Source organism: Sphingomonas phyllosphaerae, from assembly GCF_029623345.1.
In the GTDB taxonomy this organism is placed as follows: Bacteria; Pseudomonadota; Alphaproteobacteria; order Sphingomonadales; family Sphingomonadaceae; genus Sphingomonas; species Sphingomonas phyllosphaerae_C.
In genome coordinates this window covers 15,696-41,190 of the sequence record NZ_JAPYKH010000022.1, presented here as the reverse complement: position 1 = coordinate 41,190, position 25,495 = coordinate 15,696, and the positions used below count along the sequence as shown (strand labels likewise).

The 25,495-nt window shown below is 68.8% G+C and carries 33 protein-coding genes; 19 read left to right on the top strand and 14 right to left on the bottom strand.

Features of this window, described 5'->3' with window-relative positions; all coding sequences use genetic code 11:
* Window positions 1-4 precede the first annotated feature (4 nt).
* A complete protein-coding gene (locus QBJ89_RS17075; RefSeq protein ID WP_277981677.1) occupies window positions 5-1,138 on the top strand; it encodes a glycosidase in 1,134 nt (377 codons plus the stop codon).
* 46 nt (window positions 1,139-1,184) lie between these two features.
* Here the strand turns inward: QBJ89_RS17075 and QBJ89_RS17070 are convergent, their stop codons facing one another.
* Complete coding sequence (locus tag QBJ89_RS17070; protein WP_277981676.1) at window positions 1,185-1,427, bottom strand: hypothetical protein; 243 nt, start codon at window positions 1,425-1,427, stop codon at window positions 1,185-1,187.
* Window positions 1,428-1,559: 132 nt separating this feature from the next.
* Here QBJ89_RS17070 and QBJ89_RS17065 point away from each other — a divergent pair, with 132 nt between their 5' ends.
* From QBJ89_RS17065 to QBJ89_RS17055, 3 genes are all read left to right on the top strand, one after another.
* Window positions 1,560-2,696: a glycosyltransferase gene (locus QBJ89_RS17065; protein ID WP_277981675.1), complete on the top strand. Its 1,137-nt coding sequence runs from the start codon at window positions 1,560-1,562 to the stop codon at window positions 2,694-2,696.
* Window positions 2,697-2,772: 76 nt separating this feature from the next.
* Entirely contained in the window at window positions 2,773-4,176 is a 1,404-nt protein-coding gene (locus tag QBJ89_RS17060) for an NAD(P)H-dependent flavin oxidoreductase (protein ID WP_277981674.1), read from the top strand.
* An 8-nt stretch (window positions 4,177-4,184) separates the two neighbouring features.
* A complete protein-coding gene (locus QBJ89_RS17055; protein WP_277981673.1) occupies window positions 4,185-4,637 on the top strand; it encodes a hypothetical protein in 453 nt (150 codons plus the stop codon).
* Window positions 4,638-4,722: 85 nt separating this feature from the next.
* Here the strand turns inward: QBJ89_RS17055 and QBJ89_RS17050 are convergent, their stop codons facing one another.
* Window positions 4,723-4,914, bottom strand: coding sequence for a hypothetical protein (locus QBJ89_RS17050; protein ID WP_277981672.1), 192 nt, complete (start codon window positions 4,912-4,914; stop codon window positions 4,723-4,725).
* A gap of 189 nt (window positions 4,915-5,103) precedes the next feature.
* Here QBJ89_RS17050 and QBJ89_RS17045 point away from each other — a divergent pair, with 189 nt between their 5' ends.
* Entirely contained in the window at window positions 5,104-5,280 is a 177-nt protein-coding gene (locus QBJ89_RS17045; protein ID WP_277981671.1) for a hypothetical protein, read from the top strand.
* A gap of 342 nt (window positions 5,281-5,622) precedes the next feature.
* Here the strand turns inward: QBJ89_RS17045 and QBJ89_RS17040 are convergent, their stop codons facing one another.
* From QBJ89_RS17040 to flgC, 8 genes are read right to left on the bottom strand one after another with little or no spacing between them, the layout of a single operon-like run.
* Entirely contained in the window at window positions 5,623-6,387 is a 765-nt protein-coding gene (locus QBJ89_RS17040) for a flagellar hook assembly protein FlgD (protein ID WP_277981670.1), read from the bottom strand.
* A 12-nt stretch (window positions 6,388-6,399) separates the two neighbouring features.
* Entirely contained in the window at window positions 6,400-7,932 is a 1,533-nt protein-coding gene (locus QBJ89_RS17035; RefSeq protein ID WP_277981669.1) for a flagellar hook-length control protein FliK, read from the bottom strand.
* 58 nt (window positions 7,933-7,990) lie between these two features.
* Window positions 7,991-9,889 (bottom strand): FHIPEP family type III secretion protein, encoded by a 1,899-nt coding sequence (locus QBJ89_RS17030; protein ID WP_277981668.1) that lies wholly within the window; start codon window positions 9,887-9,889, stop codon window positions 7,991-7,993.
* An 8-nt stretch (window positions 9,890-9,897) separates the two neighbouring features.
* Window positions 9,898-11,016 (bottom strand): EscU/YscU/HrcU family type III secretion system export apparatus switch protein, encoded by a 1,119-nt coding sequence (locus QBJ89_RS17025; RefSeq protein WP_277981667.1) that lies wholly within the window; start codon window positions 11,014-11,016, stop codon window positions 9,898-9,900.
* A 3-nt stretch (window positions 11,017-11,019) separates the two neighbouring features.
* Window positions 11,020-11,775 (bottom strand): flagellar biosynthetic protein FliR, encoded by a 756-nt coding sequence (locus QBJ89_RS17020; protein WP_277981666.1) that lies wholly within the window; start codon window positions 11,773-11,775, stop codon window positions 11,020-11,022.
* Complete coding sequence (locus QBJ89_RS17015; RefSeq protein ID WP_183919725.1) at window positions 11,775-12,041, bottom strand: flagellar biosynthetic protein FliQ; 267 nt, start codon at window positions 12,039-12,041, stop codon at window positions 11,775-11,777. Before QBJ89_RS17015 ends, QBJ89_RS17020 begins: the two co-directional genes overlap by 1 nt.
* Window positions 12,042-12,051: 10 nt before the next feature.
* Window positions 12,052-12,381, bottom strand: a complete 330-nt coding sequence (locus tag QBJ89_RS17010; protein ID WP_277981665.1) for a flagellar hook-basal body complex protein FliE — start codon at window positions 12,379-12,381, stop codon at window positions 12,052-12,054.
* 25 nt (window positions 12,382-12,406) lie between these two features.
* On the bottom strand, window positions 12,407-12,814 hold the full coding sequence (gene flgC, locus QBJ89_RS17005; RefSeq protein ID WP_277981664.1) for a flagellar basal body rod protein FlgC: 408 nt from the start codon (window positions 12,812-12,814) through the stop codon (window positions 12,407-12,409).
* A 107-nt stretch (window positions 12,815-12,921) separates the two neighbouring features.
* Between flgC and QBJ89_RS17000 the strand changes: the two genes are divergently transcribed.
* From QBJ89_RS17000 to fliP, 3 genes are read left to right on the top strand one after another with little or no spacing between them, the layout of a single operon-like run.
* Window positions 12,922-13,155: a FliM/FliN family flagellar motor switch protein gene (locus tag QBJ89_RS17000; protein ID WP_277981663.1), complete on the top strand. Its 234-nt coding sequence runs from the start codon at window positions 12,922-12,924 to the stop codon at window positions 13,153-13,155.
* A 3-nt stretch (window positions 13,156-13,158) separates the two neighbouring features.
* Window positions 13,159-13,488, top strand: coding sequence for a flagellar biosynthetic protein FliO (locus QBJ89_RS16995; RefSeq protein ID WP_277981662.1), 330 nt, complete (start codon window positions 13,159-13,161; stop codon window positions 13,486-13,488).
* Entirely contained in the window at window positions 13,481-14,230 is a 750-nt protein-coding gene (gene fliP / locus QBJ89_RS16990; RefSeq protein ID WP_277981661.1) for a flagellar type III secretion system pore protein FliP, read from the top strand. Before QBJ89_RS16995 ends, fliP begins: the two co-directional genes overlap by 8 nt.
* Before the next feature lie 60 nt (window positions 14,231-14,290).
* Here the strand turns inward: fliP and flaF are convergent, their stop codons facing one another.
* Window positions 14,291-14,662 carry a flagellar biosynthesis regulator FlaF gene (flaF, locus tag QBJ89_RS16985; protein WP_277981660.1) on the bottom strand — a complete coding sequence of 124 codons (372 nt, stop codon included), beginning with the start codon at window positions 14,660-14,662 and terminating at the stop codon, window positions 14,291-14,293.
* A gap of 176 nt (window positions 14,663-14,838) precedes the next feature.
* On the opposite strand from flaF, the gene motA reads away from it, so the two are divergent.
* From motA to QBJ89_RS16960, 5 genes are all read left to right on the top strand, one after another.
* Window positions 14,839-15,726 carry a flagellar motor stator protein MotA gene (gene motA / locus QBJ89_RS16980; RefSeq protein WP_277981659.1) on the top strand — a complete coding sequence of 296 codons (888 nt, stop codon included), beginning with the start codon at window positions 14,839-14,841 and terminating at the stop codon, window positions 15,724-15,726.
* Window positions 15,727-15,799: 73 nt separating this feature from the next.
* Window positions 15,800-16,162 carry a response regulator gene (locus QBJ89_RS16975; RefSeq protein ID WP_277981658.1) on the top strand — a complete coding sequence of 121 codons (363 nt, stop codon included), beginning with the start codon at window positions 15,800-15,802 and terminating at the stop codon, window positions 16,160-16,162.
* The gene (locus QBJ89_RS16970) at window positions 16,159-16,380 is read left to right on the top strand and encodes a hypothetical protein (RefSeq protein ID WP_277981657.1); all 222 of its coding nucleotides are present in this window, start codon (window positions 16,159-16,161) and stop codon (window positions 16,378-16,380) included. Before QBJ89_RS16975 ends, QBJ89_RS16970 begins: the two co-directional genes overlap by 4 nt.
* The gene (locus QBJ89_RS16965) at window positions 16,377-17,249 is read left to right on the top strand and encodes a flagellar motor protein MotB (protein ID WP_277981656.1); all 873 of its coding nucleotides are present in this window, start codon (window positions 16,377-16,379) and stop codon (window positions 17,247-17,249) included. Before QBJ89_RS16970 ends, QBJ89_RS16965 begins: the two co-directional genes overlap by 4 nt.
* An 18-nt stretch (window positions 17,250-17,267) precedes the next feature.
* Window positions 17,268-17,696 carry a hypothetical protein gene (locus tag QBJ89_RS16960; protein WP_277981655.1) on the top strand — a complete coding sequence of 143 codons (429 nt, stop codon included), beginning with the start codon at window positions 17,268-17,270 and terminating at the stop codon, window positions 17,694-17,696.
* Window positions 17,697-17,957: 261 nt separating this feature from the next.
* Here QBJ89_RS16960 and QBJ89_RS16955 read toward each other — a convergent pair whose 3' ends face one another.
* Window positions 17,958-18,767 (bottom strand): shikimate 5-dehydrogenase, encoded by an 810-nt coding sequence (locus QBJ89_RS16955; RefSeq protein WP_277981654.1) that lies wholly within the window; start codon window positions 18,765-18,767, stop codon window positions 17,958-17,960.
* A gap of 193 nt (window positions 18,768-18,960) precedes the next feature.
* The gene (dinB, locus tag QBJ89_RS16950) at window positions 18,961-20,046 is read right to left on the bottom strand and encodes a DNA polymerase IV (protein ID WP_431522551.1); all 1,086 of its coding nucleotides are present in this window, start codon (window positions 20,044-20,046) and stop codon (window positions 18,961-18,963) included.
* 61 nt (window positions 20,047-20,107) lie between these two features.
* On the opposite strand from dinB, the gene QBJ89_RS16945 reads away from it, so the two are divergent.
* The 6 genes from QBJ89_RS16945 to QBJ89_RS16920 all read left to right on the top strand — a co-directional run bounded on the left by QBJ89_RS16945 (window position 20,108) and on the right by QBJ89_RS16920 (window position 24,976).
* Entirely contained in the window at window positions 20,108-20,770 is a 663-nt protein-coding gene (locus QBJ89_RS16945) for an epoxyqueuosine reductase QueH (protein WP_277981652.1), read from the top strand.
* 126 nt (window positions 20,771-20,896) lie between these two features.
* Window positions 20,897-21,607, top strand: coding sequence for a ParA family protein (locus QBJ89_RS16940; RefSeq protein WP_277981651.1), 711 nt, complete (start codon window positions 20,897-20,899; stop codon window positions 21,605-21,607).
* On the top strand, window positions 21,607-21,987 hold the full coding sequence (locus tag QBJ89_RS16935) for a hypothetical protein (protein WP_277981650.1): 381 nt from the start codon (window positions 21,607-21,609) through the stop codon (window positions 21,985-21,987). The genes QBJ89_RS16940 and QBJ89_RS16935 overlap by 1 nt, the downstream gene beginning before the upstream one ends.
* A complete protein-coding gene (locus QBJ89_RS16930) occupies window positions 21,984-23,198 on the top strand; it encodes a tetratricopeptide repeat protein (protein WP_277981649.1) in 1,215 nt (404 codons plus the stop codon). The genes QBJ89_RS16935 and QBJ89_RS16930 overlap by 4 nt, the downstream gene beginning before the upstream one ends.
* 55 nt (window positions 23,199-23,253) lie before the next feature.
* On the top strand, window positions 23,254-24,045 hold the full coding sequence (locus tag QBJ89_RS16925; RefSeq protein WP_277981648.1) for a TIGR04290 family methyltransferase: 792 nt from the start codon (window positions 23,254-23,256) through the stop codon (window positions 24,043-24,045).
* Window positions 24,046-24,058: 13 nt separating this feature from the next.
* Complete coding sequence (locus tag QBJ89_RS16920; protein ID WP_277981647.1) at window positions 24,059-24,976, top strand: glycosyl hydrolase; 918 nt, start codon at window positions 24,059-24,061, stop codon at window positions 24,974-24,976.
* Here the strand turns inward: QBJ89_RS16920 and QBJ89_RS16915 are convergent.
* Window positions 24,951-25,460 carry a DUF1003 domain-containing protein gene (locus QBJ89_RS16915; protein WP_277981646.1) on the bottom strand — a complete coding sequence of 170 codons (510 nt, stop codon included), beginning with the start codon at window positions 25,458-25,460 and terminating at the stop codon, window positions 24,951-24,953. The two genes, QBJ89_RS16920 and QBJ89_RS16915, sit on opposite strands and share 26 nt — an antisense overlap.
* Between the last annotated feature and the right edge of the window lie 35 nt (window positions 25,461-25,495).

The window sequence follows — 25,495 nt, the reverse complement described above, 5'->3', positions numbered from 1 at the left end:
CGCCATGGCCACCAACTTCTCCCACGACGCTCTCGTGTTCGGTCCCGGCGACGTTGATCTGTCGCGCTCGCCGTTAGCTGGGCATCTCGACGCGGAGACCTATGTGCTTGGCGCCTTCAACCCCGGCATGACGCGGCTGGCCAACGGCAACCTGCTGCTGATGGTGCGCATCGCCGAGGCGCTGCGCCACCCGGTGCTTGACCAGCAGATCCACGCGATCCGGTGGGATGGCGAGCGTTACGTGCTCGACGCCTGGCCGCTGTCGCTGGTCGATACCTCCGATCCGCGCAAGTTCATGATGCGGGGCGGCGGCTGGAAGGTGATGGCGCTGACCTCGCTGTCGTGGTTGCTGCCGGTCGAGCTCGACCCGAGCGGAACGCGCGTGGAGGCGGTCCACTACGATCGCGCGATCGCGCCACGTGCCGCCTACCAATGCTATGGCGTCGAGGACGCCCGGATCAGCCGCGTCGACGGGCGCTATTACATGACAAGCTGCTCGGTCAGCCCGGAGCGCCACTGCACCACGCTCTACACCAGTGACGACGCGCTCGACTGGCGGCTCGAGGGCATCGTGCTCGATCATCAGAACAAGGACATGCTGATTTTCGAGGGCAAGGTGCGCGGCGCGTTCTGGGCGCAGACGCGGCCGCTCGGCGACCTGTATTTCGCTTATCCGCCCGATAGCGCGTGGCGCGCCGGCCCCTCGATCAATCTCGCCACATCGCCCGATGCGCTCCATTGGAAGCCGCTCGACGCCCCCGGCATCCGCCCCCATGCCAAGACGATGGCGACCGCGCGCATGGGGGGCGGGGCGCCGCCGGTGCTGACGACGGTGAACGGGCAGGAGGGCTGGCTGACGCTGTGGCACGGCGTCGAGCCCTCGGGCGTCGTCGGCATCTACCGCACCTATTGGACGCTGCTCGAGCGCGACGACCCGTCGCGCACGCTCGCCACCAGCGATGACGCGCTGCTCGAGCCGGCGCCGGCGCTGACCGAGCCGCTAAAGGAGCAGATGTACCTGGACAATGTCGTCTTCACCACGGGCATCGCCGACGGCGGCGATCACTGGGTGGTGGCGAGCGGGGAGGCGGACCTGGCGTGCCGGATCACGCACGTGCCGAAGCGCGCGATCGGCTGACCGCCAGAATGGCCGGCACCGCGCAGCGGCGGTGCCGGAGGACGGCTCAGTTGCTGTCCGAATCGTCGCCGTTGTCGACTGCGATGATCACGCCGGCGACCACGACCGCAGCGGCCAGCACCAGGCCGACGATCGCGCCGGGGCCAGCAAGCTCGCTCTTGCTCTTGCCCGCAGCCGACGCGCGGGCCGACTTAGCGACCGACAGCGAGGCGGCGGGATTGGCGGCGGCGAGCGCCGGGGTCGCGGTGAGCGCGAGCGCGCTGCCGGCGGCGATGATCGACTTCAGCATAAAAAGAACTCCCTTGGTTCCGCGAGCGACGGCACGAGCCAGGTCTCTCGCCATTTACCTTAAGCACGAGAATCGAGCGAAAATCGCCGGCAACATGATGCGCGCGTGCTTTGACGCCGCTATGTGGCCACCATGCCACAGCCGCTCTCGCTCCTCCACGTCCTGCCGAGCTTCGACCTCGATGCGCGTGGTGCGCGCGTGGCGCGGTTGATGGCTGCGTTCGGCGATCGCGCGCGGCACCGGCTGGTGGTGGCCGACCCCACCCGGCTCGCGGCGCGGTACCGTGTCGGCAAGGGCGTGCGGTACGAGATCGCGCAGGAGGTGCCGCCCCTCGCGGGCAAGCCGTCGCTCGCGCGCTACGAGACGCTGGCAAAGCTGATGCGCGGCCACGACCTCGTCCTCACCTATGATTGGACCGCGATCGACGCGGTGATGGCGCGGCGGGTGTTCGCGCGCGGGCTGCCGCCGGTGATTCATCACGAGGACGGCTTCGTCGGCGCCGAGGCCGGCGGTCTGCGCCGCGATCATACCATCTACCGCCGCCTCGCGCTGTCCGCCGCGCACGCACTGGTGGTGCCGAGCCGCGCGCTCGAACGCATTGCGCTGGGGACGTGGAAGCAGCCGCGCGCGCGCGTCCATCGCATCGGCAACGGCGTCGCCACCGCGCTCTATGCCGAACGGCCCGACCCCCGCGCGCTGCCCGGCTTCGTCCGCAATGAGCGCGAGCTTACGATTGGCGCGGTCGGCGCGTTGCTGCCGCACAAGGACCTGCCCGCGCTGGTGCGCGCGGTCGGCGGTCTGTCGACCCGCTTCCGCCTCCTCATTGTCGGCGACGGGCCCGAGCGCGGCGCCATCGAGCGCGCCGCTTTGGCGATGGGGATCGACGATCGGGTCGTGCTCACCGGCGCAGTCGAGCGACCTTACCGCTACATGGGGCTGTTCGACCTGCTCGCCTTATCCTCGACGAGCGAGCAGTCGCCGACCAGCGTGATTGAGGCGATGGCGACGGGGCTGCCGGTGGTGAGCCCACCGGTCGGCGACGTCGCCGAGATGGTCGCGTCCGAGAACCTGCCCTTCGTCACCGAGCATCACGGTGAAGTGCGCTTGCGCGACGCGATCCAGGCGCTCGCCGGCGATCCTGCGCTGCGCGCCCGCATCGGGGCCGCCAACCGCGCCAAAGCCCGCGCCGAGTACGACGAAACGGACATGATCGCCCGCTACGCCGCGCTCTACGCCGAGGCGGCGGGGCGACCCACTTGTCTCGGTTGAATCGCAATTTTGTCGCGCTTCTGCCTGATTGCTTTATACGGACGCGCACTACGTCAGTGATGGAAGTGGGAAGAGCGTGTTCAAGGGGCTGAAGCCGATCGTCTATGGAGGCCGCGAGGTGTGGCCGCTGGTGGAAGGTGGCAAGGGCGTCGCCGCGACCAACCATGCCTCGGCCGGAGCTTGGGCCGCGGCGGGCGGGATCGGCACGGTCTCCGCGGTCAACGCCGACAGCTACGACCCTGACGGCAAGATCATCCCGCAGATCTATCGCGCGCTCACCCGGCGCGAGCGCCACGAGGAACTGATCGCCTATGCGATCGAGGGAGCGGTGCAGCAGGTGCAGCGCGCCTGGGAGATCGCGGGCGGCAAGGGCGCGATCAACATCAACGTGCTGTGGGAGATGGGCGGCGCGCCGCGCGTGCTGCACGGTGTGCTGGAGCGGACCCGCGGGCTGGTCTCGGGCGTAACCTGCGGCGCAGGCATGCCCTATAAGCTTAGCGAGATCGCGGCCTCGTACAACGTCAGCTACCTGCCGATCGTCAGCTCCGGCCGCGCCTTCCGCGCGCTGTGGAAGCGTGCTTATTCCAAGGCGAGCGAGTGGCTCGCCGCGGTGGTCTATGAGGATCCGTGGCTCGCGGGCGGGCACAATGGCCTGTCCAACGCCGAGGATCCGCTCAGGCCCGAGGATCCGTATCCCCGCGTGAAGGCGCTGCGCGAGACGATGCGCGAGGGCGGCATCCCCGACAGCACGCCGATCGTGATGGCGGGCGGCGTCTGGTACCTGCGCGACTGGAATGACTGGATCGACAATCCCGAGCTCGGCACGATCGCCTTCCAGTACGGCACGCGCCCGCTGCTGACGCGCGAAAGCCCGATTCCCGAGCCGTGGAAGGCCAAGCTGATGGAGATCGAGGAGGGCGAGGTGCTCCTCCACCGTTTCTCGCCGACCGGCTTCTACTCCTCCGCGGTACGCAACCCCTTCCTGCGCTCGCTCGAGGCGCGATCGGAGCGCCAGATCGCCTTCTCGACCCAGGAGGCCGGCGATCACGTGTTCCAACTCGACGTCGGCGTGAAGGGCAAGAACTTCTGGGTGACGCGCAACGACCTGCTGCGCGCGCGCCAATGGTTCGGCGAGGGCTTCACCGACGCGCTTAAGACGCCCGACAACACGCTCGTCTTTGTCTCACCCGGCGAGAAGGCCGAGATCCGCAAGGATCAGGCCGATTGCATGGGTTGCCTCAGCCAGTGCCTGTTCTCGAGCTGGGCCGACACCGAGACCAACTCGACAGGGCGTCTCGCCGACCCGCGCAGCTTCTGCATTCAAAAGACGCTGCAGGAGATCGCGCACGGCGGCGACACCGACCAGAATCTCATGTTCGCCGGTCACGCCGCGTACAATTTCAAGCGCGATCCGTTCTACTCGAATGGCTTCGTACCGACGGTGCAGCAACTGGTTGATCGCATCCTGACCGGCGACTGAGGCGCGTCATGCCGCTCGCCGCCGCGTTGGACGAGGTGGCGACGCTGCTGCGCGGCGCGCGCGATCCGTGGTGGGTGATCGGCAGCGCGGCGGCGTGCCTTCATGGGGCGGCGACGTCGGTCGCCGACGTCGACGTGGTGCTCGGTCTGCGCGACGCGCATGACGCGATGGCGGCGTGGCGTGGCGCTGTGGTGGTCGGCGGGCCGGGCGCGCGCTTCCGCTCGTCCCTGTTTGCCCGCCTGGACGGTGCGACGCTGCCGATCGAGCTGATGGCGGGGCTTCACGTCTACTCTTCGGGTCGATGGGTGCCGGTCCAGCCCGCCACGCGGCGATCGGTCGGCAACGTCTACGTGCCCGGGTTGGCGGAGCTCGAGGCGATGTTCGTCTTGTTCGGCCGACCCAAGGATCGTGCTTGGGCTGATCTGCTCCGCGACTGCGCCGATCGACCTTCCTGTTGTTGATGGCGGGACGGGGAGACGTTCAGCGCAGGCGTCACGTCGACGCCGGACGGTTGCCGTCTCCCCATCCTCGCCGTGCTGATTGGTCTCAGTCGACCACGGTGCCGACGACCGCGCCACCGACGCCGCCGACGGCCGCGCCCTTCTCGACATTCTTGCCCGTTGCCGCCGCAACACCGGCGCCGCCCGCGCCACCGATCGCCGCGCCGCGCAGAGTCGAACAGGCTGACATGCTCACCGCGCCGGCGACGAGCAGGCTGGAGAGGAGAATCTTACGCATGGATCAACTTCCTGTGCTGTGGGACGCCGGCTTCAATGACGCGCGAGACGATGGGTTCCGTCGCGCAACCTTTCGTCACGCGCCCGCTGCGACAAACGCTCAGCCGCGCGACAATGATGACGCGGGCGCAACATCGCCGACATGCCGGTGACAAGCGGGGAGGCGAGGAAGGGCGCGAGGAGATCGCCCATGTACCACGACCACGACGCCGACTATCACGCCGCTCGAGCGCGCACGGAGGCGGTCCGCGCCATCGTCGCCAGCAGCGACGCGGCCGCGGCGATCCACCAGGAACTATGCCTGCGCTATACTGGCCGGCTGCTCGCTGCGCTCGTGCTCGGTAATGCGGGTCGCGGGCGCGGGTGAGCCGCGATGACTCCTGCGGCATGGCATGAACGGCCGAGGCTGAGCGATCGTGACCGGCGGTACGGCAAAGCGTGACGCTGCCGGACCGGTCTGCGCATCACTGAAACACGGTTATGCGCGAATCGGTAGACGTCGCTAGCCCTCGTGAACGAGACGGTGCTCCGAATTCAGGATTTCTCTGCGACCCCCCATGGGGGACTCACGATCTTCCGTCATCACGGACCTGTTCTACAGACTTACCGTCCCGCGAACCGAAGCCTTCGGCGAACGCGGCAAAGTGGATCCCGAACCAAGGCATTTCTGACTTTGTCGAGGGCGGAAGAATCGCGCGGATAGTCCTCTTCAGGCAGTGGTGTTGGCGGCAGCGCCGGCGTTGTCGATCGAGAGCAGCGCGTCGAGCGGGTAATTGGCGCCGTTGACCGTGACGATGGCCCGGCCGTCGAGCATCATCGCCGACGTGATCGTCCCGGCCGCGGTGACCGCGCCGTTGATCGTCGCGCCGTTGACGTCCTTGGCGACGAGCGAGAGCGTGTAATTGCCCTCGGGCGCCTTGCCGCCGAGCGCACTGCTGCCGTCCCACACGATCTTGCCTTTGGTGGCGGGATTCAGCGCAATCGTCTTCATGACGGAGCCCTTGCTGTCCTTGATCTCCGCCAACAGCGCCGCCGGCTTCTGGCTATACTGATACGACCAAGTCGCGGGCTTGTCGGCTGTCAGTCCCGCGACCTGCGCGTCGAACCGTGCCTCGCGCCCGATATAGGAGGAGGCCTGCGCCAGCTCCTGCGACGTCAGCTTGGCGAGGATCGTCTTGAGCGTGCTGTTCTGCTGGATCGACTGCTCGGTCTGCGCGAACTGCACCAGCTGGTTGGTGAATTGCGCTGTGTCCATCGGGCTGAGCGGATTCTGGTTCTGGATCTGCGACGTCAGCAGCTTCAAGAACATGTTGAAGTCGGCGCTGATCACCGGCTTGCTCTCCGGTGTGGCGATGGCCTCACCGTTTTTGTCGAGCGCGGCGCGGTCGGCCGCCGCCTTCTGTGCGGCGGCTTTCTGCGCGGCGACTTTCTCGGTGACGCTGCTCACGTCGGACGTGCTGATCGGGGCGGTCATGGTGGCAATTCCTCAGGCGAAGACGTCGATCAGGCCGCTCGAACGCAGCCGGCGAGGGATGGGAGCGGCGCTCGGTCGCTCGGCGGCGGGGTCGGTGAGCGCGGCATGGCGTTGGTCGCGCGCGACTGGCGCGTCCCACCGCTGACTGCCACCCGGCTGCCGTTCCGAAAAATGAAACGACTGCGCGTCTGCGCGTACACCCGCGTCGGCCAGCGCGCGTTGCAGTTGGTCGAGGTCACGGCGCAACAGGTCGAGAGCGGCGCGATTGTCGCTCGCGACGACGGCGCGAAGCCCGCCGTCCTGGCCGAAGCTCAACTGCACGTCGATTCGGCCGAGGTCGGGCGGGTCCAGCCGGATCGCGACATGGTCACGCCCGTCCGCGACGCCGCGCGCGAGCGCCACGCCCGTATCCTGCCCGATCGTGCCGAGGCGAGCGAACACACCGGCGCTACCGCTCTGTGCTGCCCCGTCATGCGGAGCGTAGAGCCGCTCGACGTGGCGTAGCGCGGCGGTATCCGCCGCCGCCGGCCCGGATTGCGCGACGGCAGCGGATAGGGGCGTGGCGGCGACCGGCGCCGTAGCGAGGCCAAGCGGGACAGCGGTGAGCGCAGACAAGGAACCGGCGCGATGCGGGCCGGCACCGGCCGGCATATCCGCCGCCATCTCGAAGGGCGGCGTCCTGTCAGCCAACTCGGCGCGCTTCGCTTGCCCCGAGGCCTTCTCGGACGCGTCGGCCGCTTCGATCAGTTTGCGCGCGCCAGCAGGCGCCTTCGTTGCCAGCGACGTTGAGGCCAGCTTGCCCGTCGTGACGGTCGTCTCGGCCAGCACCTGGCCGATCGCTTTGCCGATATGCATCGCTGCGACCAGCGGGATCAGCGTCGCAAGCGACGCCCCGGCCGCCCCCCCGGCGTCGCCTTCCTCTCCGGTCGAGCCGTCGAGATCGGCGACCATCGTTCCCTGATCCTCGGGTGACGTGTTGCTGCTGGACACCATGGCGCCGCTGCCGTTCTGGGGTGCGGCAGGATCTGCGTCGGCGACCCGCGTCAACCCGTCGGTCACCGATGCGCCGAGAATCGGACCGCCGCCAAGGCTGATCGTGGCAGCCACCGGCGTCGTGCGCGGCGCCATTGTGCCGTTCGACCCCGCGACCGGGGCGGCAGCCGGACGCGCGTGTTCGGCAGAGGTCGCGACGATCGTGTCACCGTGGCCGCTGAGCGCCGCGACCGCGTCATCAACCGCACTTACGTTCGCCGAAGCCGGTGGCGCTGCTCGCTCGGTGACAAGAAGCGGTGCCGACGCCGCACCGAGTTTGGGAGTGTCGCTGCCGGGCTGGACACCGTTGGGGTTCGCGGGGACCTGGGCGCGGCCGGACGCCATCTCCGCGACCGTCGCATTGTCGCGGGCGTTCAGCGCCTCGCCCTCGACGGCAAGCTCACTCGCGAGCAGCTGATCGAAGCGACCCGCGGTCGGACCGTTATCCTCGTCGGATAGCTTGAACGAAGGCGCGAGCTGGCCGCTGGTCGCGGCGGAATGGACGTTGATCACCGGTACGCTCGCTCCACAATCCAAGGTTCACGTCCTATCTTCATAGGATGCCGCTCGCTCAGGCAGCGGCGGCGGTGGCGGAATCATCGTCCAGCGTGCCGAGGGCGCGCACGCGCACACGCGGGTGGATCTCGCTCTGTGACAGCACCACCGTGGCAGGACGCGCGCGCTCGATGACCGAGCGAACGAACGGGCGCAGCGCCGGACTGGTGAGCAGGCACGGTATCTCGCCGCGCTCGGCCCAGCGATCAAGCGCGCGCGCGACCGAGTCGATGAAGCGCTGCACCAGGTCGGGCGCCATCGCCAGCTGCCGCTCGTCGCCTTGGCCGACGATTGCCTCGGAGAAAGCCTCGTCCCAGCGTGCGCCGAGCTGCACCACCGGGATCGCGCCGTCGCGCAAGTTCTGCGCCGAGATCTGGCGTGCCAGGCGCGCGCGCACATGTTCGGCGATGAAGCGGATCGACTGGGTGAAGCTCACGGCTTCCGCGATCCCCTCGAGTATCGTCGGTATGTCGCGGATCGAGATTTCCTCTGCCAGCAGCGTCTGCAATATGCGCTGCACCGCCGAGACCGTGATCTTGGACGGAATGATCTCCGCCACCAGCTTCTCGACGTCGCGGTGCACCTCGGTGAGCAGCTTCTGCGTCTCGGTGTAGGTGAGCAGGTCGGGCAGGTTGGCCTTGACCACCTCGGTGAGATGGGTCGTCACCACCGTGCCGCAAGTCACCGTGGTGAGGCCGCGCAGCGCCGCCTCGTCGCGCAGGCTGCGGTCGATCCACAATGCGGGCAGTCCGAAGACCGGCTCGCGCGCCGCCTCGCCCGCGAGGCCGAGCGGTGCGCCGCCCGGGTTGATCACCAGCAGCTTGTCGATGCGGATCTCGCCGCGCGCTGCCTCGGTGCCGCGCACGAAGACGAGATATTGGTGCGGCGGCAGGGTCATGTTGTCGAGGATGCGAACCGCGGGCAGCACAAAGCCGTAATCGGCGGCGAGCTGGCGGCGCAGCGCGCGGACCTGATCGTCCAGCCGCGGCTCGCTATTCGAATCGTTGATGAGCGGCAGCAGCGCGTAACCGAGCTCGATCCGCACCGCGTCGATCACGAGCGTCTCGGCGATCGGCTCGGCGGCCTCGGCCGCGCTCCTCTCCGCCTCAATGATCGAAACCGCGAGTTCGTCGGCGCGTCGACGCGCGGCGGTCTGGCCGAGTGACCAGCTCAGCCATCCGCAGCCCGCCGCGAGCAGCGCGAACGGCAGGAACGGCAGGCCCGGCGCGAGTGCGAGCGCGGCGAGCAGCGCGCCGACGATCGCGAACGCCTGGGGATAGCGCCCGAGCTGCTCGCTCAGCGCCATGCCGGTCTTGCCGCGCGCACCACCCTTGGAGACAAGCAGACCAGCCGCGGTGGAGACGATCAGCGCGGGAATCTGGCTGACCAGGCCCTCGCCTGCGGTGAGGATCGTATAGGTGCGGAACGCCTCGCCGAACGGTAGCCCGTGCAGCACAACGCCGATCGTCAGCCCGACCAGGATGTTGATCCCGGTGATTACGACGCAGGCGATCGCGTCGCCCTTCACGAACTTGGAGGCGCCGTCCATCGCGCCGTAGAAGCCGCTCTCGGCCTCCAACTCGGCACGCTTGGCGCGCGCCTGCTCCTCGGTGATCATCCCGGCGGATAAATCGGCGTCGATCGCCATCTGTTTGCCGGGCATCGACTCTTCGGTGAAGGGCGCGTTGCGGGTGCGATCGCCCGTGCCCGCCAGCCCGACCACCAGCCCGTAGCCGACCAACTGGTTGGGGCGGACGTCTTCGACGTCGACCACGTCCTTGATCCGCGCGACGGTGCGCGCGGTCGCTGGAGAGAGGCTGAGCGCGAGCAGCAGCGTCATGGCCGCCAGGGCCGACGGCGAGCGGCGGCCGACCGATCGGCGGTCGCGCGGGCGGGGAAGCAGGGTCAGTCGCATCACACGGTTTATAGGATGCGGCCGCCGCCCGCCGGGTGTTGATCGCCCCTTTTCTCGACGCTGCGGCGGCTGCGGCTCAAGCGGACGACATAAGCGATGATCTCGGCGACCGCGGCATAATGGTCGACCGGGATCGGCCGGTCGAGTTCGGCGCTGGCGAACAGCGCGCGCGCCAGCGGCGGGCTCTCGACGATCGGCACGCCGTTTTCTTGCGCCGCTTCGCGGATACGCTGCGCGAGCGCGTCTACCCCTTTGGCGACCACGAGCGGTGCGTGCTGGTCGCCGACCTCATATTTGAGCGCGACCGCATAATGTGTCGGGTTGGTGACCACTACCGTCGACTGTTTGACCGCAGCGATCATGCGGCGGCGCGCACGCTGCAGCGCGATCGCGCGTCGGCGGGCCTTGAAACGCGGGTCGCCCTCGCTGTCCTTGTGCTCGTCCATCACCTCCTGTCGCGTCATCCGCAGACCGCGCAGGAACGCGCGGCGCTGATAGACCGCGTCGGCGAGCGCCAGCGCCACCAGCGCGATCGTGGTCCAGCGCAGCAGCGCCGCTACCAGACCGACCGCGGCGTGCAGCAGCGCGTCGGGCGCGGCGTCGACCAGCTGGTCGAACGCGACGACGTGCGGCCACAGCCCGGCGAAGGCGATCACCGCGACGAAGCAGCTCTTCGCCAGCGTCTTGAGGAACTCGACGAGGCCGCGCGTGCCGAACATCCGCTTGAACCCGGCGCCGGGCGAGACCTTGGACCAGCGCGGCGCCACCCGCGTCCACGAAAGGCTGGGGCGCGCCTGGATCACTGCCGCGAGCAGCGCCGCCACCACCAGCACTGCCGCGATCGGCGCCAGCGCCCAGCCGGTCTCCGCGAGGAAGCCGCGCGCGAAGGCGGGAGCATCGCGCGGCTCGAGCGGGTAATCCTGTGCGGCGCCCCAAAGGCGGACGAACAGCCGCGCCAGATGCATCGCCACCATCGCGCCGACCGTGCCGGTCAGCGTGAGCGCGGCGGCGGCGATCGCGGCGTGGCGTACCTCGCCCGTGACCGCGCGCTCGCCGCGGCGGCGCGCCTCCTCGAGCCGGCGATCGGTCGGTTCCTCGGTCTTCTGGCTCTGCTCGGCGTCGGCCATCGCTCAGATCAGCCCGCTGTCGCGCAGCGCGCCGCCCATCGCCGCGGTGAAGCCGGTGATGACGACACCCGCGGTTGTGGCGAACAGAGCGAGCCCGAGCAGCAGGTTGAGCGGCTGGGTGATGAAGAAGAGCTGCAGCATCGGCGCCATCCGCCCGGCGAGACCGAGCGCGACGTTGAAGGCGATGCCGTACAGCAGCAGCGGCGCGCTGAGACTCAGTGCGATCCGCATCGTCGCGCCCGCGCTGCTCACCGCCAGCCGCGCGAAATCGGCCGGCGGCGGCATTCCTCCGATCGGGAACGTGACATAGGAGTGGAGCAGCGCGCCGATCCAGACATGGTGCAGCTGTGCCGCGAAGCACGTGATCAGCGCGGCCAGCGCGGCGATGCGGCCGAGAAGCGGCACCTGTCCGCCCTGCGCCGGGTCCACGATCAGCGTCGAGCCGAGCCCGACCTGCATGCTGGCAATGCCGCCGAAGATGTTGATCGCCTGGTAGAGCAGCCGGACGATCAGCCCGATCGCGAGCCCGGTGAGCAGCTCGGCCAGCAGCACCGCGACCAGCCCGACGTCCCCGCGCGCCGCTGTAATCGCGCGCGCGTGCACCATGCCGGCGATGCCGATGCTGAGCCCGATGCCCAGCAACAGCCGCACGCGGCCGGGCAGCGCATCCTCCGAGAAACCCGGTAGCACCATCGTCATGGCGCCCACGCGCGCGAACACGATGAGCCAGGCGGTGAACTCGAGCGGCGCGTCGAGCATCAGTGACCGGCGACGATCAGGTCGACGATCCGATCCATGAAGCGCGCCATCGACTGACCCATCAGCGGCAGCGTCACCAGCAGCACCAGCGCGAGCACGATCATCTTCGGCACGAAGGTGAGCGTCATTTCCTGGATCTGGGTGAGCGCCTGGAGCAGCCCGATTGCCGCGCCGACGATCAGCGAGGCAATCAGCAGCGGCCCCGCGAGCGTCAGGAGTAGCATCATCGCCGCGCGCGTGATCTCGATCGCTTCGGTCCCGGTCATCGCGTGGACCTCAGATCTGCATCCGCATGATCTCATTGTACGCGTTCACCACGCGATCGCGCACGGCGACCATCGTGTTGAGCGCGGTCTCGGCGGCGCCGATCGCGGTCACCACGTCGATGATGTCGCCCTGCCCGACGACATGGCGCGCACTGGCGGTCTCGGCAGTCCGTAGCGCGGTGCCGGTCTGCTCGATCAGCGGGGCAACATAAGCGGCGAAGCCGCCGCCGCTCTCTACCTCGGTACGCGCCGCGGTCGGCGCTGCCTCGCCGAGCCCGGCGATGATCGAGCGCGCGGTGCGCCCGTAAGCGTTGAGCGCGTCGAGCGCCTGGATCGACATCGTCTATCTCCCTAAAAATATGGGATCAGCGCAGCACGTCGAGCGTGCGCGCCGCCATGCCGCGTGCGGCCTCAATGGCGCTGAGATTGGCCTCGTAGGCGCGCTGCGCCGCTTTCATGTCGGCCGCCTCGATCAGGCCGTCGACGTTGGGGCGCAGCACGTAGCCGGCCGGGTCCGCCGCGGGCGTGCCGGGCGCGTAGACGCGCGAGAAGGGCGCCTTGTCGGGCGTGATCGAGCGGATGCGGACGCCCTGGGCGCCGCTGGCGCGATCCAGCGCGGTCTGGAAGGTGGCGACGCGGCGCTGATACGGCTTGCCGCCAGGGGTGGTGGCGAGCGAGTCACTATTGGCGAGGTTCTCCGCGATCACACGCATGCGCAGCGACTGCGCGTGTAGACCAGTGGCCGAGATCTCGACCGCATTTCTGAAGCTCATCGGCTGCTCCCGCTATCCGTTGTCGCTCCTGTTATAGGCAAATTTCGCCGCAACCGCCGTCCGGCGCGGAATTCTTCCTACAATCTGGCGAACACAGGAGGACATGCATGAGCGCGCTCGACGGGATCGTCGTGGAACTATCGGTCGTACTCGGGTCGGTTGACCTGCCGATCCGCCAGGTGTTGAAACTGAGCCGCGGGACGATGGTCACGCTCGATTGCGGCCACAATGATCCCAGCCAGATCCAGGTCGGCGACTCCGTGATCGCCGAGGGGCGCGTCGTACTCAGCGGCGAAGCGCTGTCGTTCGAGGTGAGCCGCATCGTGCGCCCGGCCGCCTGAGCGATGGACCTGATCGCCTTGCTGAGGTCGCTCGGCGCGCTCGCGCTCGTCCTCGGCCTGCTCGCCGCCGGCGCCTGGGGCGTGCGGCGCTATGGTACCGGCGCGCTGCGGCTGGCGCTGCCGGGTGGTGCCGGCGGGGCGGACGAGCGGCGGCTGCACGTGGTGGAGCGGCTCGCCCTCGACCAGCGCCGCGCACTGCTGCTGGTGCGGCATGACTCGCGCGAGCATCTGATCCTCCTGTCGGGCGACCAGGTGCTGCGGCTCGACCCCGATGCGTCAGCCGAGACGCGCGTCGCTTCGGTCACGTGGGGCGGGGAGGCGGCGCATGCGTGATCGTTCGCTGCGCCGTCGCGCTTGCTCCGTCCTGATCGCCGTCGGCGCTTCCGCCGTGCTCGCCTATCCGGTCGCCGCCCATGCGCAGGCGGTGCTGCCGCAGGGCGTGGCGAACTCGTTGTCGGGCCATGCCATGCAGCTCGTCCTGGCGATGACGGTGTTGAGCCTCGCGCCCGGGCTGCTGATGACGGTGACCGCTTTCACCCGCATCGTGGTGGCGCTCTCGCTGCTGCGCAGCGGCATCGGCGCGCCGGGCGTGCCGCCCAACCCGGTGATCATCAGCCTGGCGCTCTTCCTCTCCTTCTTTGTCATGGCGCCGACCTTCGACATCGCCTGGCAGAAGGGCGTGGCGCCCTATAGCGCGGGCAAGATCAGCGAGACCCAAGCGTTCGAACAGACGAGCGCACCGTTCAAGCAGTTCATGCTGGCACACGTGCGGCGCGAGGATCTGGCGCTGTTCGTCCAGCTCTCCGGTCATCGGCCGCCGTCGCGCGCGGCGGTGCCGCTCACGACATTGATGCCCGCCTTCATGATCTCCGAGCTGCGCCGCGCCTTCGAGATCGGCTTCCTGCTGCTGCTGCCCTTCTTCGTGATCGACTTGGCGGTATCGGCGGTGCTGATGGCGATGGGCATGATGATGCTGCCACCGGTTTCGATCTCGCTGCCGCTCAAGATCATCTTCTTCGTGCTCGTGGACGGCTGGGCGCTCGTCGCGGGTTCGCTGGTGAAGAGCTTCGGCTGAGCCGCGCCGCTCTCAGGGCCCCGCGACAGCGACCGCCCGCTGACGTGCGGGCGGCCGCTGTCAGCTTCGCTGACCCGCCCCCCCCGGGTTGTCGGTGAGGCCTTCCATGATCGTGCGGTTGACGTCGATCAGTGCGTCGAGGTCGTCTTCACCGCGCATCACCGCGCTGGTGTGGCGATCGACCCAAAGACCAAGCGAGACGATCCGCGCGCGCAGCTCGGGCGGTAGCTGGTTGGCATCGTCGGCGCACATCGTCGCGAACAGCGCCCACATCTCGCGGTTGCGGTGGAGCGGCGCCATCAGGGCCGCGCCGGTGAGCCGCTGCTCCGCTGCGGAGACCAGCTCGTGCGTCACCTCAGCGATGAGCCGCAGCTCGCTCATGCGTGGCGTCTCGGCATAGGCACGCGCCTTGACATAGGCTTGGACGGACACGGTGATCTCCTCGTAACGGTCTGACGCTTCATTATAGTCGCCGATCGAGCCGAGGCGACGCGAAGGCTTTGGAACGACCGGACGAGCCCGTGGAATTTCTGCGCGAAGCGCCGTCGCCCGGGCCAATCCTCCTATAAACAGGCAGCGGCCTCAGCCGCGCTCTGGGCAGGATGGCGATGTTCAACAGTATCGGAATAGTGGTGGTGCTGGTCTGCGTCTTCGGCAGCTTCGTGCTGTCGGGCGGCAAGTTGGCGGTCGTGCTTCATGCGATGCCCTATGAGCTGCTGGCGGTCTCGGGCGCGGCGATCGGCGCGTTCATGCTGGGTAATTCGGTGGCGATCGCAAAGCGCACGCTCAACGGTGTGGCGCGCGCGTTCCGCGGGCCGCACTGGCGCACCGCCGATTATCGCGACCTGCTCGCGCTGCTTTTTTCGCTGCTGCTGCTGTTCCGCAAGGGAGGTGCCGCGAAGATCGAGAACCATATCGATGATCCGGAGAACAGCAGCATCTTCGCGGCTTATCCGCGGCTGCTGGCGGATGCCGGGCTGATCGAGTTCATCTGCGACTATCTGCGCGCGATGACGGTCAACCTCGACGACCCGCACCAGCTATCGGAGGCGATGGAGAGCGACATCGATCGCCATCACGCCGAGGAGGCGCAGCCGGTCCACGCGCTGCAGACGATGGCGGACGGCCTTCCCGCACTCGGCATCGTCGCGGCGGTGCTCGGCGTGATCAAGACGATGAGCTCGATCGATCAGCCGACCGACATCCTGGGTGCGATGATCGGCGGCGCGCTGGTGGGCACCTTCCTGGGCGTGCTTCTGTCCTATTGTTTCGTCGGCCCGCTGGGCGCGAAGCTCGCGCAGGTCGTGGACGAGGACTGCAAGCCCTATTCGATCGTCAAGGCGGCCATCGTCGCGCATGCGCAGGGCATGCCGACCCAGCTCTCGATCGAACTGGCGCGTCGTATGACGCCCTCGGAAGCCGCGCCCAGCTTCGCCGAGCTGGAGGCGTCGCTCGACGACGCGCAGCAGCGTTTCAACCTCGCCCAAGCAGCCTGACCAGCGCGCAGCTCGGTACATTCCCAGGAGGAGCTGGAAAGCGCTTATGGTACAAGCTTCAGCGATCAAAGTGATGGTCGTCGACGACCAGACCAGCATGCGGGCGATGATCTGCCGCGCGCTGCAGGACTTCGGATTCCGCGACGTGCGCGACTGCTCCGGCGCCGCGCAGGCGCTCGATGCGATCCGCGCCGATCGGGTCCATCTGGTCATCTCGGACTATAACATGCCCGAGATGGATGGGCTCGCCTTCCTGGAGGCGGTGCGGAGCGATCCGGACATCGGCAAGACCGGTTTCATCATGCTAACCGGCTCATCGGACCGCGCGGTGGTCGAGCGAGCGGCGGCGCTGGGGGTCAACAATTACGTGGTCAAGCCCTTCACCCCGGCGACGTTGCGCGAGAAGATCGAGCATGTCTTCGGAGCGCTGGCATGAGCACGGATGAGGACGATCGGATCGACGGCCCAGGCGCGATGTACGACGCCGCACGCGCAGCGCTGCTCGGCACTGCGCGGGGTGAGCCGCCGCGAGAGAAGGCGCGGCGCAGCGCAGCCGACGCGTTGGCGCGTCTTGGCGATCCGACGACGCCCACGGACGAGGTGACCGGCGGTGTCACTCAGGAGCGCGACGGCGATCAGGAGAAGCGAGCATGAGCGCGGCGGGCGAGGATGCCGCGCCGACGATCGTCATTCGACGTCGGCGCTCGCGACGGGGGGCGTCAACCCGGCATGCCGGCGCGTGGAAGGTGGCCTATGCGGACTTCGTGACTGCGATGATGGCCTTTTTCATGCTGATGTGGCTGATCGCAACACCCGACAAGGGGCGACTCAAGGGCCTCGCCCAATATTTCTCCACCTCGGTCACGACGATGGCGCCGGCAGCGCAGACCGACCAGCCCGAGCTGGAGCCGGGGACCGGTGGTCGGCTACGACGCGCACAGGGCGACCAGATGCGAGCCTTCGGCACCCTGAGCGCCGAGGCCGGTACTGCCGGGGCGTCGCGCGGCGGTACTGCCAATGTCGCCGCCGCCAGCCGCCGCGCGCTCGCCGACGAGCTGCGTGTCGCGCTCGAACTCGCGCCCAATGCGACGCAGGGTCCGCGCGCGGTGCAGGTGGAGCGGGAGCATGACGGCGTTCGGATTACGCTGATGGACACCGCGCAGCAGAGCGTCTTCGCCGGGCCCACCGCCGAGTTGAACGCGTACGGCCGCTCGCTCCTCGCGCAGGTCGCGCGGCGACTCCAGCACGTTGACGCCCAGCTGGCGATCGAGGGGCATACCAGCGCCGAGGGCGGCGCGCAGAGCGCGGCAAACTGGCGGCTCTCGGGCGCCCGCGCCGAGGCCGCACGCGACACCCTGGTGGCGGACGGGCTCTCGCCCGATCGCTTCGCCCAGATCGTCGCGCGCGCCGGCACGCAGCCGGTGTATCCCGACCAGCCGAGCCGCGCCGAGAACCGCCGGATCGCGATCATCGTCCTGTCCGAACCCTCCGTGCTGCCGCGCGACGTCAGCCTTCGTTTCTGAGCCTTAAGGATCATCGCGGTGCCACCCTTCGCGCGTCGTCTGCTCGTCCTGCTCTGCGGCGTCGCCGTTGGCAGCCTGAGCGCCCTTGAGGTCAGCCACCTCGTCGGGGGAGACAATATCCTCGCCGCCGCCCGGCGGCGCGAGTTCGTCCCGATCGGCACACTCACGGCTCCACTCGTCGGATCGGACGGTCATCTGCTTGGCTATCTCAGCTTCGACGCGCAGATCGAAGTGCCGGTGCGGCGCGAGCACGAGATACGTTCGGGCCTGCCGGTGCTCGCCGACGCGGTCAACCGCACCAGCTTCGCCGCGCCGATCGCCGGCCCGGCCGAGGGCTATGTGCCGCAGCTTCAGGTGCTACGTGAACTCGTTCATGCCGCTGCGCTCAAGACCTATGGCGCGGACGTAGTCTCCCGGACGGTGATCACCCGCGCCAACCTCACCTGAGCGGTGCGCCGGCTGAGTGCGCGGTAACAGGATCGATGCGGCATCAAAGCGAGACGTTCCGTTGCGGAGCTCGCGTCGCCGGGTGTCCGATGCCCGGATAAGCGGCGGTCGCATACCGACGCGGAGGTCGGCTGGTCAGCACCTTGGTCCGACCGACAAGATCATCGCCCCTGCCGGAGCTCGCTGCTGATCAGATTCGCGCCGCTGTGGGGTTCTACGGGCCGATGACGCCCCTTTGCTTCGCGTCCGGGACGGACAGCGTCACGGCGCCACCGCATAGGCCTCCGCCGCCGCGATCTGCGCCTCGGTCGGTCGCACTCCGGTGTAAAGCACGAATTGTTCGAGCGCCTGAAGCTTGGCGATCTCGGCCCCGGTGACCACGAGCTTGCCGAGCGTGCGCGCCAGCCGCAGCAGCGGCGTCTCGACCGGCTTGGCAACCACGTCGATCACCACCTCGGCGGCCTCCACCTGCGCGTGCGTGAACGCGAGCGCCTCGGCGTCGGCCCCGGTCATACCGAGCGGGGTGACGTTGACCAGCACCGCGGCGCGCGACGCCTCGCCCTCGGCCTGCCACGCGCAGCCCAGTGCAGCCGCCAGCTTGCTCCCCTTCGCCAGGTTGCGCGCGACGATCACGCCCTCGACGAAGCCGGCGTCGACCAGCGCGGTGGCGGTCGCCTTGGCCATGCCGCCGCTGCCGCGCAGCAGGAACGGCGCGCGTGCGAGCGGCTCCACCAGCGTGCGCACCGCGCTGTAATCGGTGTTGTAGCCGAGCAGCGTGCCGTCGTCGTTGACGATGGTGTTGACGCTGTCGATCGCCGCGGCGGAGTCGCGCAACCCGTCGAGCAGCGGGATCACGTCTTCCTTGAACGGCATCGACACCGCGCAGCCTCGAATGCCGAGCGAGCGGATCCCGCGCACCGCACCCTCCAGGTCTATCGTGGTGAAGGCCTTATAGACATAATCCAGGCCGAGCGCTTCGTAGAGATGGTTGTGGAAGCGCGAGCCGAAGGTGCCGGGACGCGCGGCGAGCGACATGCACAGGCGGGTGGTCGGGCCGATCGGTGGCTTCATCGGTGATTCTCCTCGTTCGTGGCGCGCGATAGCCGATGCTCGGCGGACCGGCCGAGTCGCCACGTGCTGCGGTGGATGACTCACGCGACGATGTGAAGGGGAGCGCGCGGGGACTCACCGAGTGCGCGCCTGCGGACGCAGGAGCGCCTTGAGGGCTGGAGTCGATGTCCGAAGCGGGCCGTCGCGCTAACGCTTACAGTAGCGGCAGCGCCGCCTGCGCGGGGGCCTCGTCGCGCTGCAACCCCGAGAGCGTCAATCCCAGCAGCCTGATCCCTCCCTCGACCGGCAGCAGCGGCGCCAGCAGCGCGCGGCCGATCGCCACCATCTGCGCGCGGTCCTCGATCGGCGTCGTCAGCGAGCGCGCGCGAGTGATCGTGGTGAAGTCGGCGCGGCGCAGCTTGAGCGTCACGGTGCGGCCACGCGCCGCGGCGCGCTCGATCCGCGCCCAGGCCGCGTCGGCGACGTGTTCGAGCGCCTCCTCGACCGCGGTGCTCCCGGCCAAGTTGGTCTCGAAGGTGCGCTCCGCACCGACCGACTTTGCCTCACGGTGCGCGCGTACCGGGCGCTCGTCGATCCCGCGCGCGGCGCTGTGGAGATAATCGGCGTGGCTGCCAAAATGCGCGCGCAGGAAGGCGATGTCGCGGTCGCGCAAGTCGGCGCCGGTCTCGATGCCCAGCCGTGCCATCTTCGTGGCGGTGACCGGGCCGACGCCGTGGAAGCGCTTGACCGGCAGCGCGGCGACGAAGGCCGCACCGCGCCCCGGCGGAATGACACAGAGGCCGTTCGGCTTATTCTGGTCGGAGGCGAGCTTGGCGATGAACTTGTTATAGCTCACCCCGGCCGAGGCGGTGAGCTCGGTCTCGGCTTCAATGCGAGCGCGGATCTGCTCGGCAATCGCGCTGGCCGAGCCGAGCCCGCGCACGTCCTCGGTGACGTCGAGATAGGCCTCGTCGAGCGAGAGCGGCTCGATCAGATTGGTATAATCGGCGAAGATCGCGTGGATCTGCTGGCTGACCGCGCGATAGACGTCGAAGCGCGGCGGCACGAACACCAGCTCGGGGCAGCGCCGCAGCGCGGAGACCGAGGGCATCGCCGAGCGTACCCCAAAGGCGCGCGCCTCGTAGCTGGCCGCCGCCACCACGCCGCGCGCGCGGGCGCCCCCGACCGCGACCGGGCGGCCGCGCAGCTCGGGCGCGTCGCGCTGCTCGACCGACGCGTAGAAGGCGTCCATGTCGATATGAATGATCTTGCGGTTCGCGGCGGCGCTCACGCGCGCGATATAGGGGGTCAGGTGGCCGCGATGCGATGACTTTCGCGCAGCGATCGGCTAGGGGCGGGGCATGACCACCGACCTCCAGCGACCGATCCTTACGCCTCCCGAGGGCGCCCAGAAGGTGCTGCTTCACTCCTGCTGCGCGCCCTGCTCGGGCGAGGTGATGGAAGCGATGACCGCGAGCGGGATCGATTATACGATCTTCTTCTACAATCCCAATATCCATCCCAAGGAGGAATATCTGCTCCGCAAGGAGGAGAACATCCGCTTCGCCGAGGTGCATGACGTGCCGTTCGTCGATGCCGACTATGATACCGCCAATTGGTTCAAGCGCGCGCGGGGGATGGAGCAGGAGCCCGAGCGCGGCATCCGCTGCTCGATGTGCTTCGACATGCGCTTCGAGCGCACCGCGCTGTACGCGCACGAACACGGCTTCCCGGTGATTACCTCGTCGCTCGGCATTTCGCGCTGGAAGAATATGGCGCAGATCAACGATTGCGGCGAGCGCGCGGCGGCGCATTATCCGGGCATCAGCTATTGGACCTTCAACTGGCGCAAGGGCGGCGGCGCGGCGCGGATGATCGAGATCTCCAAGCGCGAGCACTTCTATCAGCAGGAATACTGCGGTTGCGTCTACTCGCTGCGCGACACCAACGCGCACCGCGTCTCGCAGGGCCGCGAGGAGATCCGCATCGGCGAACTGTATTACGGCGACGAGCCGAAGGGGTGAGTGGATCGTCCCGGTGCCGGGAGGATTTTGACTCCTCGCACCAACTGGTACGAAGTCATCATTAACGCTTCGTCCACCCCGTGCTGGCATGCCCTGCGACGGAACAATGGGGGACACAGCGGCGACATGCGCGTACTCGCGATGGCATCGCAGAAGGGCGGATCGGGCAAGACCACGCTCTCGGGGCATCTGGCGGTGCAGGCTCAGCTGGTCGGCGCCGGGCCGGTCGTGCTGATCGACATCGACCCGCAGGGCTCGCTGGCGGACTGGTGGAACGAGCGGCAGGACGAGTTCCCCGCCTTCGCCCAGACCAGTGTGTCGCGTCTCGCCGCCGACCTCGACGCGCTGCGTGCGCAAGGCTTCAAGCTGGCAGTGATCGACACGCCGCCTGCGATCACCATGGCGATCCAGATCGTCGTCCAGGTCGCCGAGCTGCTCGTGATCCCGACCCGGCCGAGCCCGCACGATCTGCGCGCGGTCGGCGCCACCGTCGATCTCTGCGAGCGCTCGGGCAAGCCGCTGCTTTTCGTCGTCAACGCCGCCACGCCCAAAGCGCGGATCACCTCGGACGCCACGATCGCGCTGTCGCAGCACGGCACGGTGGCGCCGACCACGGTCCACCAGCGCACCGACTTCGCCGCCTCGATGATCGACGGGCGTACCGTGATGGAGGTCAATCCCGCGGGCCGCTCCGCCGCGGAGATCGCCGAATTGTGGAGCTATGTCTCCGACCGGCTCGAAAAGAACTTCCGCCGCACCGTCTTCGCCGCGCCCAAGCCGGGTACGGCGCCGACGCGACCGCAGGGGGCAGGCTTCGGCCGCCGCGTGGTGGCCTGATGGGCGGCACCAAGCCGATGGCGGCGCTCAGCCCAGGCCTGCTCGCGCGCAAGGGCGAGGCGCGCCCGGCGACGCGCTGCGGCGACACGCTCACCACGCTGGCGCGCGCCGGCGACGAGCTCGGCCGCAGCGATATGGGGGAGGGAGCGTCTGCCGCGCTGCCGCCGGTGCTCGCCGCGCGCGAGCGGCTGGCGGCGGAGCTCGGGGCGGCGCCCGACGCGCGTGCGGTGGCGCCGCCGCCGGGAAAGCGCGTCGCCTTCACGCTTCGGCTCGACGGCGAGCGCCATGAGTGGTTGCGCCGGGCAGCGGCGACGCGCGGCGTCTCGGCGCAGGCGCTGCTCACCGCGGCGCTCGACCGGCTCGCGGTGGACGCGGCATGAGGCGCGTCGCAATGATCGGCGCGCTCAGCCTCGCGCTGCTCGGCGCCAGCCTGGCCGGGGTGGTCTTGCCCGCGGCGGCGACGAGCGATGGTCGCGTGCGCGCCACCGACGCCGCGCGTCATGCCGAACGCGCGCGCAAAGCGCTCGTCAAGCGCCGCTGGGATCGGGCGGTGCGCGAGAGCGAGATGGCGGTGGCCGACACGCCAGCGGACGGCGAGCATCGTCGCCTGCTCGGCGTCGCCTATCTGCGCGCGGGGCGCTTCGCCTCGGCGGCGCGTGCGTTCGAGGACGCGCTGACGCTTCGTGACGACGATCACGCCGCCGCGCTCAACCTCGCACTCACCCAGGTCGCGCTCGGCCAATGGGATCGCGCGCGTGGCACGCTCGCCGCGCATGCCGGCGGGATCGCCGCGCCCGACCGCGGGCTGGCGCTCGCGCTTGCGGGTGACCTGCCGGGTGCGCTGCAAGTGCTGATGCCCGCCGCGCGCCTGCCCGAGGCCGATGCCAAGACACGGCAGAACCTCGCGCTCACGCTCGCGCTCGCGGGCCAGTGGCCGCAGGCCCGCGCGCTTGCCGCCTATGACCTGCCCGTCGAGGCGGTCGACCGCCGGCTCGCCACCTGGGCGGCGTTGGCCCAACCGCGCGCGTCGTCGGATCAGGTCGCCGCCTTGCTCGGCATCACGCCGGCCAGCGACCCCGGACTCCCCCTCGCGCTCGCGCTCGTCGCGCCTGCGCCGGTCGCGACGACGATCGCGGTGGCCGCCCCGCCGCCGCCCGCCTTCGTGTCGCAGATCGTCCCGCCCGCGGCGCCGCCGCTGGTGTCGCGCCCGGTGCCGCCCGCCGCGGTCGTTCCGGCCTCACGGCCCGCGGTCGTTCCGGCCTCACGGCCCGCGGTCGCGACGCGCCCGCGGCCGCTCACGCCCGGCGGCTATTATCTCCAGCTCGGCGCCTATGAGAATGCCGCGGTGGCGCGCGACGGCTGGCGCGGTGCGCTGCGGCGCTGGCCCGTGCTCGGCCGTCTTCGCCCCACCGGCATCCCCGCGGACCGGAGCAGCTCGCTGTACCGGCTGTCGGTCGGCGGCGTTGCTCGCGGCGACGCGATCCAGCTGTGCCGCGGCTATCGCGCGCGCGGCGGTCGCTGCTTTGTCCGGCTCGTCGCGGGCGATCGGCCGGCACCGTGGCGGACGGGATTGCGCTTGGCGGCTAAGTAGATGGAACATCTTCTATATTCGTTCGTTGGCGTAACGAACGGGTGAAGGGGAAAGAATGCCATCTGCCGGGGAGGGGCTGCGCGAGCGGGTCGACGCGCTAGCGCCATGGTTTCACAATATCGATCTCGGCGGCGGGTTGACCACCGCACCCGACCATTTCCTCGGCGACTATCCGCGCGACAAGTTTGCTGCATTCGCCGGCTGCGTGCCCGCGGATCTCACCGGCAAGTCGGTGCTCGACATCGGCTGCAACGCCGGCTTCTATTCGGTCGAGATGAAGCGTCGAGGGGCGGCGCGCGTGGTCGGAATCGACTGGGACGAGCGCTATCTCGCCCAGGCGCGACTCGCGACCCAGGCGCTCGGGTTCGGCGACAGCGTCGAGTTCCGCCAATTGTCGGTCTATGACGTGGCGACGTTGGGCGAGCGCTTCGACTTGGTGATCTTCATGGGCGTGCTCTACCACCTACGCCATCCACTGCTCGCCCTCGACCTGATCCGCGAGCATGTCGCGCGCGACCTGATGCTGTTCCAGACAATGCAGCAGGGGTCGACCGGGCTGAGCGACGTGCCGGAGGACCATCCCTTCTTCCTGCCCGGCACCTATACGCCACCGCCCTATTTCGACGAACCGGCCTATCCGAAGATGCACTTCATCGAGCGCAGGTTTGCGGGCGACTGGACCAATTGGTGGGCGCCCAACCGTGCCTGCTCGGAGGCGATGCTGCGCGCCTCGGGTTTCACCGTGGTGATGCACCCGCAGGACGACGTCTATCTCTGCCGCGTCGCCGACGTGCCCTATGCGCAGCATGGGCCCGCCGCCGTCTATCCGGCCCAGCCACGAGCGTGAGGGGAATGAGCGCGTGATCGAAGCCGCGATGATCTGGAACGAGCCCAACAACAAGTCGCACTGGGACCCGGAGGTCGATCCCGACTGGAGCATCTTCGCCGATACCGTGTCGCGCGCCGGCGCGGCGATCGCGTCGGTCAACCCCGACGTGACCCGCGTGCTCGGCGGTATGTCGCCGATCGACCCGCTCTGGGTGAAGCGGCTCGAGGCGCACGGCTGCCTCGACGCGGTCGACGTGCTCGCGGTGCACGGCTTCCCGCTCGACTGGAACCTGTGGTCGATCCACGACTGGCCTGCCAAGGTGGCCGAGATCGAGGCGGTCACCGACAAGCCGGTGTGGGTCACCGAGGTGGGCGTCGGCTCCTTCGGCGCGGAAGAGGTGCAGGTGTTCGGCGTCGAGAAGACGGCCGAGCTGCTGATCGGGCGCGTGCCGCGCGTCTATTGGTATTCGCTGTTCGACCTTCCGCAGGAATGGGGCGCCACCACGCGCCATCGCGAGGCGGAAGGATCGAGCTACTATCGCCACTTCTACATGGGGTTGATCCGCGCCGACGGCACGCCCAAGCCCGCGCTCGACAGCTACGCCAAGGTGGCGGACGAGATGGGGCTGATGCAATGGTTCCACTTCGAGGATCCGCGGCTCGATGATGCCGTCAAGTGGATGAAGCGGCTGGGCACCAAGAAGCTGCGCACCGGACTGAGCTGGGCTGACAGTTTTCGCCCCAACGCAGTCGACTGGTTCGACCGGCAGATGGAGGCGCTCGCCGACTTTGATACGACGGTCACCTTCTGCTTCACGCCCGAGCATCTCGGCATCCAGCCGCATCACACGAGCGCGGCGCGCGACCCGCAGGCTTTCGCGGATTTTTGCGCGTGGATGATCGACCGCTACGCGCCCGCGGACGTCACGCGTCAGGCGGCGCTGGCGTAACCCGGTCGAGCGTGTCGAGCACGTCTTCGGCGCGCACGTCGCGCTCGATCTCGGCGATATCGTCCGGCGGCTCGACGCCGACCCGCTCGGCGACCTGCCGAACCAGAGCGGTGAGTCGCGACAGTTCGTGCTCGGCAAGCAGGTTGATGTGGAGGTCCAGGTCGGCGCGGGCCTGCGCCTGCGCGGCCATGCGGTTCTGGCTGATGAGGACGAAGGTGGAGAGGAAGATCGCCTCCACCGACGCCATCATCGCCAGCACGACGAAGGTTGGGTCGAACTTGGGCGACAGCCACAGGTTCCACACGATCCAGCCGCCGAAGAAGGTCAGGTGCAGCGCGACGAAGATCATCGACCCGGTGAAGGCGGTGATCCGCCCTGCCAGCCGTTCCGACCACGGCGCCTCGGCCTCGACGCGGCGCTGGCGCGCGGCGAGGCGGTGGATGTTAGTGGCGAGCGCGCCGTTGAGATCATGCGGTTCATTCATGGAAAGTCCAACGATTGTCGTACGATAATGGAAGC

Coding starts and splice junctions, on each gene's coding strand:
- QBJ89_RS17075 (WP_277981677.1), top strand. CDS start 5: ATGGCCACCAACTTCTCCCACGACGCTCTCGTGTTCGGTCCCGGCGAC.
- QBJ89_RS17070 (WP_277981676.1), bottom strand. CDS start 1,427: ATGCTGAAGTCGATCATCGCCGCCGGCAGCGCGCTCGCGCTCACCGCG.
- QBJ89_RS17065 (WP_277981675.1), top strand. CDS start 1,560: ATGCCACAGCCGCTCTCGCTCCTCCACGTCCTGCCGAGCTTCGACCTC.
- QBJ89_RS17055 (WP_277981673.1), top strand. CDS start 4,185: ATGCCGCTCGCCGCCGCGTTGGACGAGGTGGCGACGCTGCTGCGCGGC.
- QBJ89_RS17050 (WP_277981672.1), bottom strand. CDS start 4,914: ATGCGTAAGATTCTCCTCTCCAGCCTGCTCGTCGCCGGCGCGGTGAGC.
- QBJ89_RS17045 (WP_277981671.1), top strand. CDS start 5,104: ATGTACCACGACCACGACGCCGACTATCACGCCGCTCGAGCGCGCACG.
- QBJ89_RS17040 (WP_277981670.1), bottom strand. CDS start 6,387: ATGACCGCCCCGATCAGCACGTCCGACGTGAGCAGCGTCACCGAGAAA.
- QBJ89_RS17030 (WP_277981668.1), bottom strand. CDS start 9,889: ATGCGACTGACCCTGCTTCCCCGCCCGCGCGACCGCCGATCGGTCGGC.
- QBJ89_RS17025 (WP_277981667.1), bottom strand. CDS start 11,016: ATGGCCGACGCCGAGCAGAGCCAGAAGACCGAGGAACCGACCGATCGC.
- QBJ89_RS17020 (WP_277981666.1), bottom strand. CDS start 11,775: ATGCTCGACGCGCCGCTCGAGTTCACCGCCTGGCTCATCGTGTTCGCG.
- QBJ89_RS17015 (WP_183919725.1), bottom strand. CDS start 12,041: ATGACCGGGACCGAAGCGATCGAGATCACGCGCGCGGCGATGATGCTA.
- QBJ89_RS17010 (WP_277981665.1), bottom strand. CDS start 12,381: ATGTCGATCCAGGCGCTCGACGCGCTCAACGCTTACGGGCGCACCGCG.
- flgC (WP_277981664.1), bottom strand. CDS start 12,814: ATGAGCTTCAGAAATGCGGTCGAGATCTCGGCCACTGGTCTACACGCG.
- QBJ89_RS17000 (WP_277981663.1), top strand. CDS start 12,922: ATGAGCGCGCTCGACGGGATCGTCGTGGAACTATCGGTCGTACTCGGG.
- QBJ89_RS16995 (WP_277981662.1), top strand. CDS start 13,159: ATGGACCTGATCGCCTTGCTGAGGTCGCTCGGCGCGCTCGCGCTCGTC.
- fliP (WP_277981661.1), top strand. CDS start 13,481: ATGCGTGATCGTTCGCTGCGCCGTCGCGCTTGCTCCGTCCTGATCGCC.
- motA (WP_277981659.1), top strand. CDS start 14,839: ATGTTCAACAGTATCGGAATAGTGGTGGTGCTGGTCTGCGTCTTCGGC.
- QBJ89_RS16975 (WP_277981658.1), top strand. CDS start 15,800: ATGGTCGTCGACGACCAGACCAGCATGCGGGCGATGATCTGCCGCGCG.
- QBJ89_RS16970 (WP_277981657.1), top strand. CDS start 16,159: ATGAGCACGGATGAGGACGATCGGATCGACGGCCCAGGCGCGATGTAC.
- QBJ89_RS16965 (WP_277981656.1), top strand. CDS start 16,377: ATGAGCGCGGCGGGCGAGGATGCCGCGCCGACGATCGTCATTCGACGT.
- QBJ89_RS16955 (WP_277981654.1), bottom strand. CDS start 18,767: ATGAAGCCACCGATCGGCCCGACCACCCGCCTGTGCATGTCGCTCGCC.
- QBJ89_RS16945 (WP_277981652.1), top strand. CDS start 20,108: ATGACCACCGACCTCCAGCGACCGATCCTTACGCCTCCCGAGGGCGCC.
- QBJ89_RS16940 (WP_277981651.1), top strand. CDS start 20,897: ATGCGCGTACTCGCGATGGCATCGCAGAAGGGCGGATCGGGCAAGACC.
- QBJ89_RS16935 (WP_277981650.1), top strand. CDS start 21,607: ATGGGCGGCACCAAGCCGATGGCGGCGCTCAGCCCAGGCCTGCTCGCG.
- QBJ89_RS16930 (WP_277981649.1), top strand. CDS start 21,984: ATGAGGCGCGTCGCAATGATCGGCGCGCTCAGCCTCGCGCTGCTCGGC.
- QBJ89_RS16925 (WP_277981648.1), top strand. CDS start 23,254: ATGCCATCTGCCGGGGAGGGGCTGCGCGAGCGGGTCGACGCGCTAGCG.
- QBJ89_RS16915 (WP_277981646.1), bottom strand. CDS start 25,460: ATGAATGAACCGCATGATCTCAACGGCGCGCTCGCCACTAACATCCAC.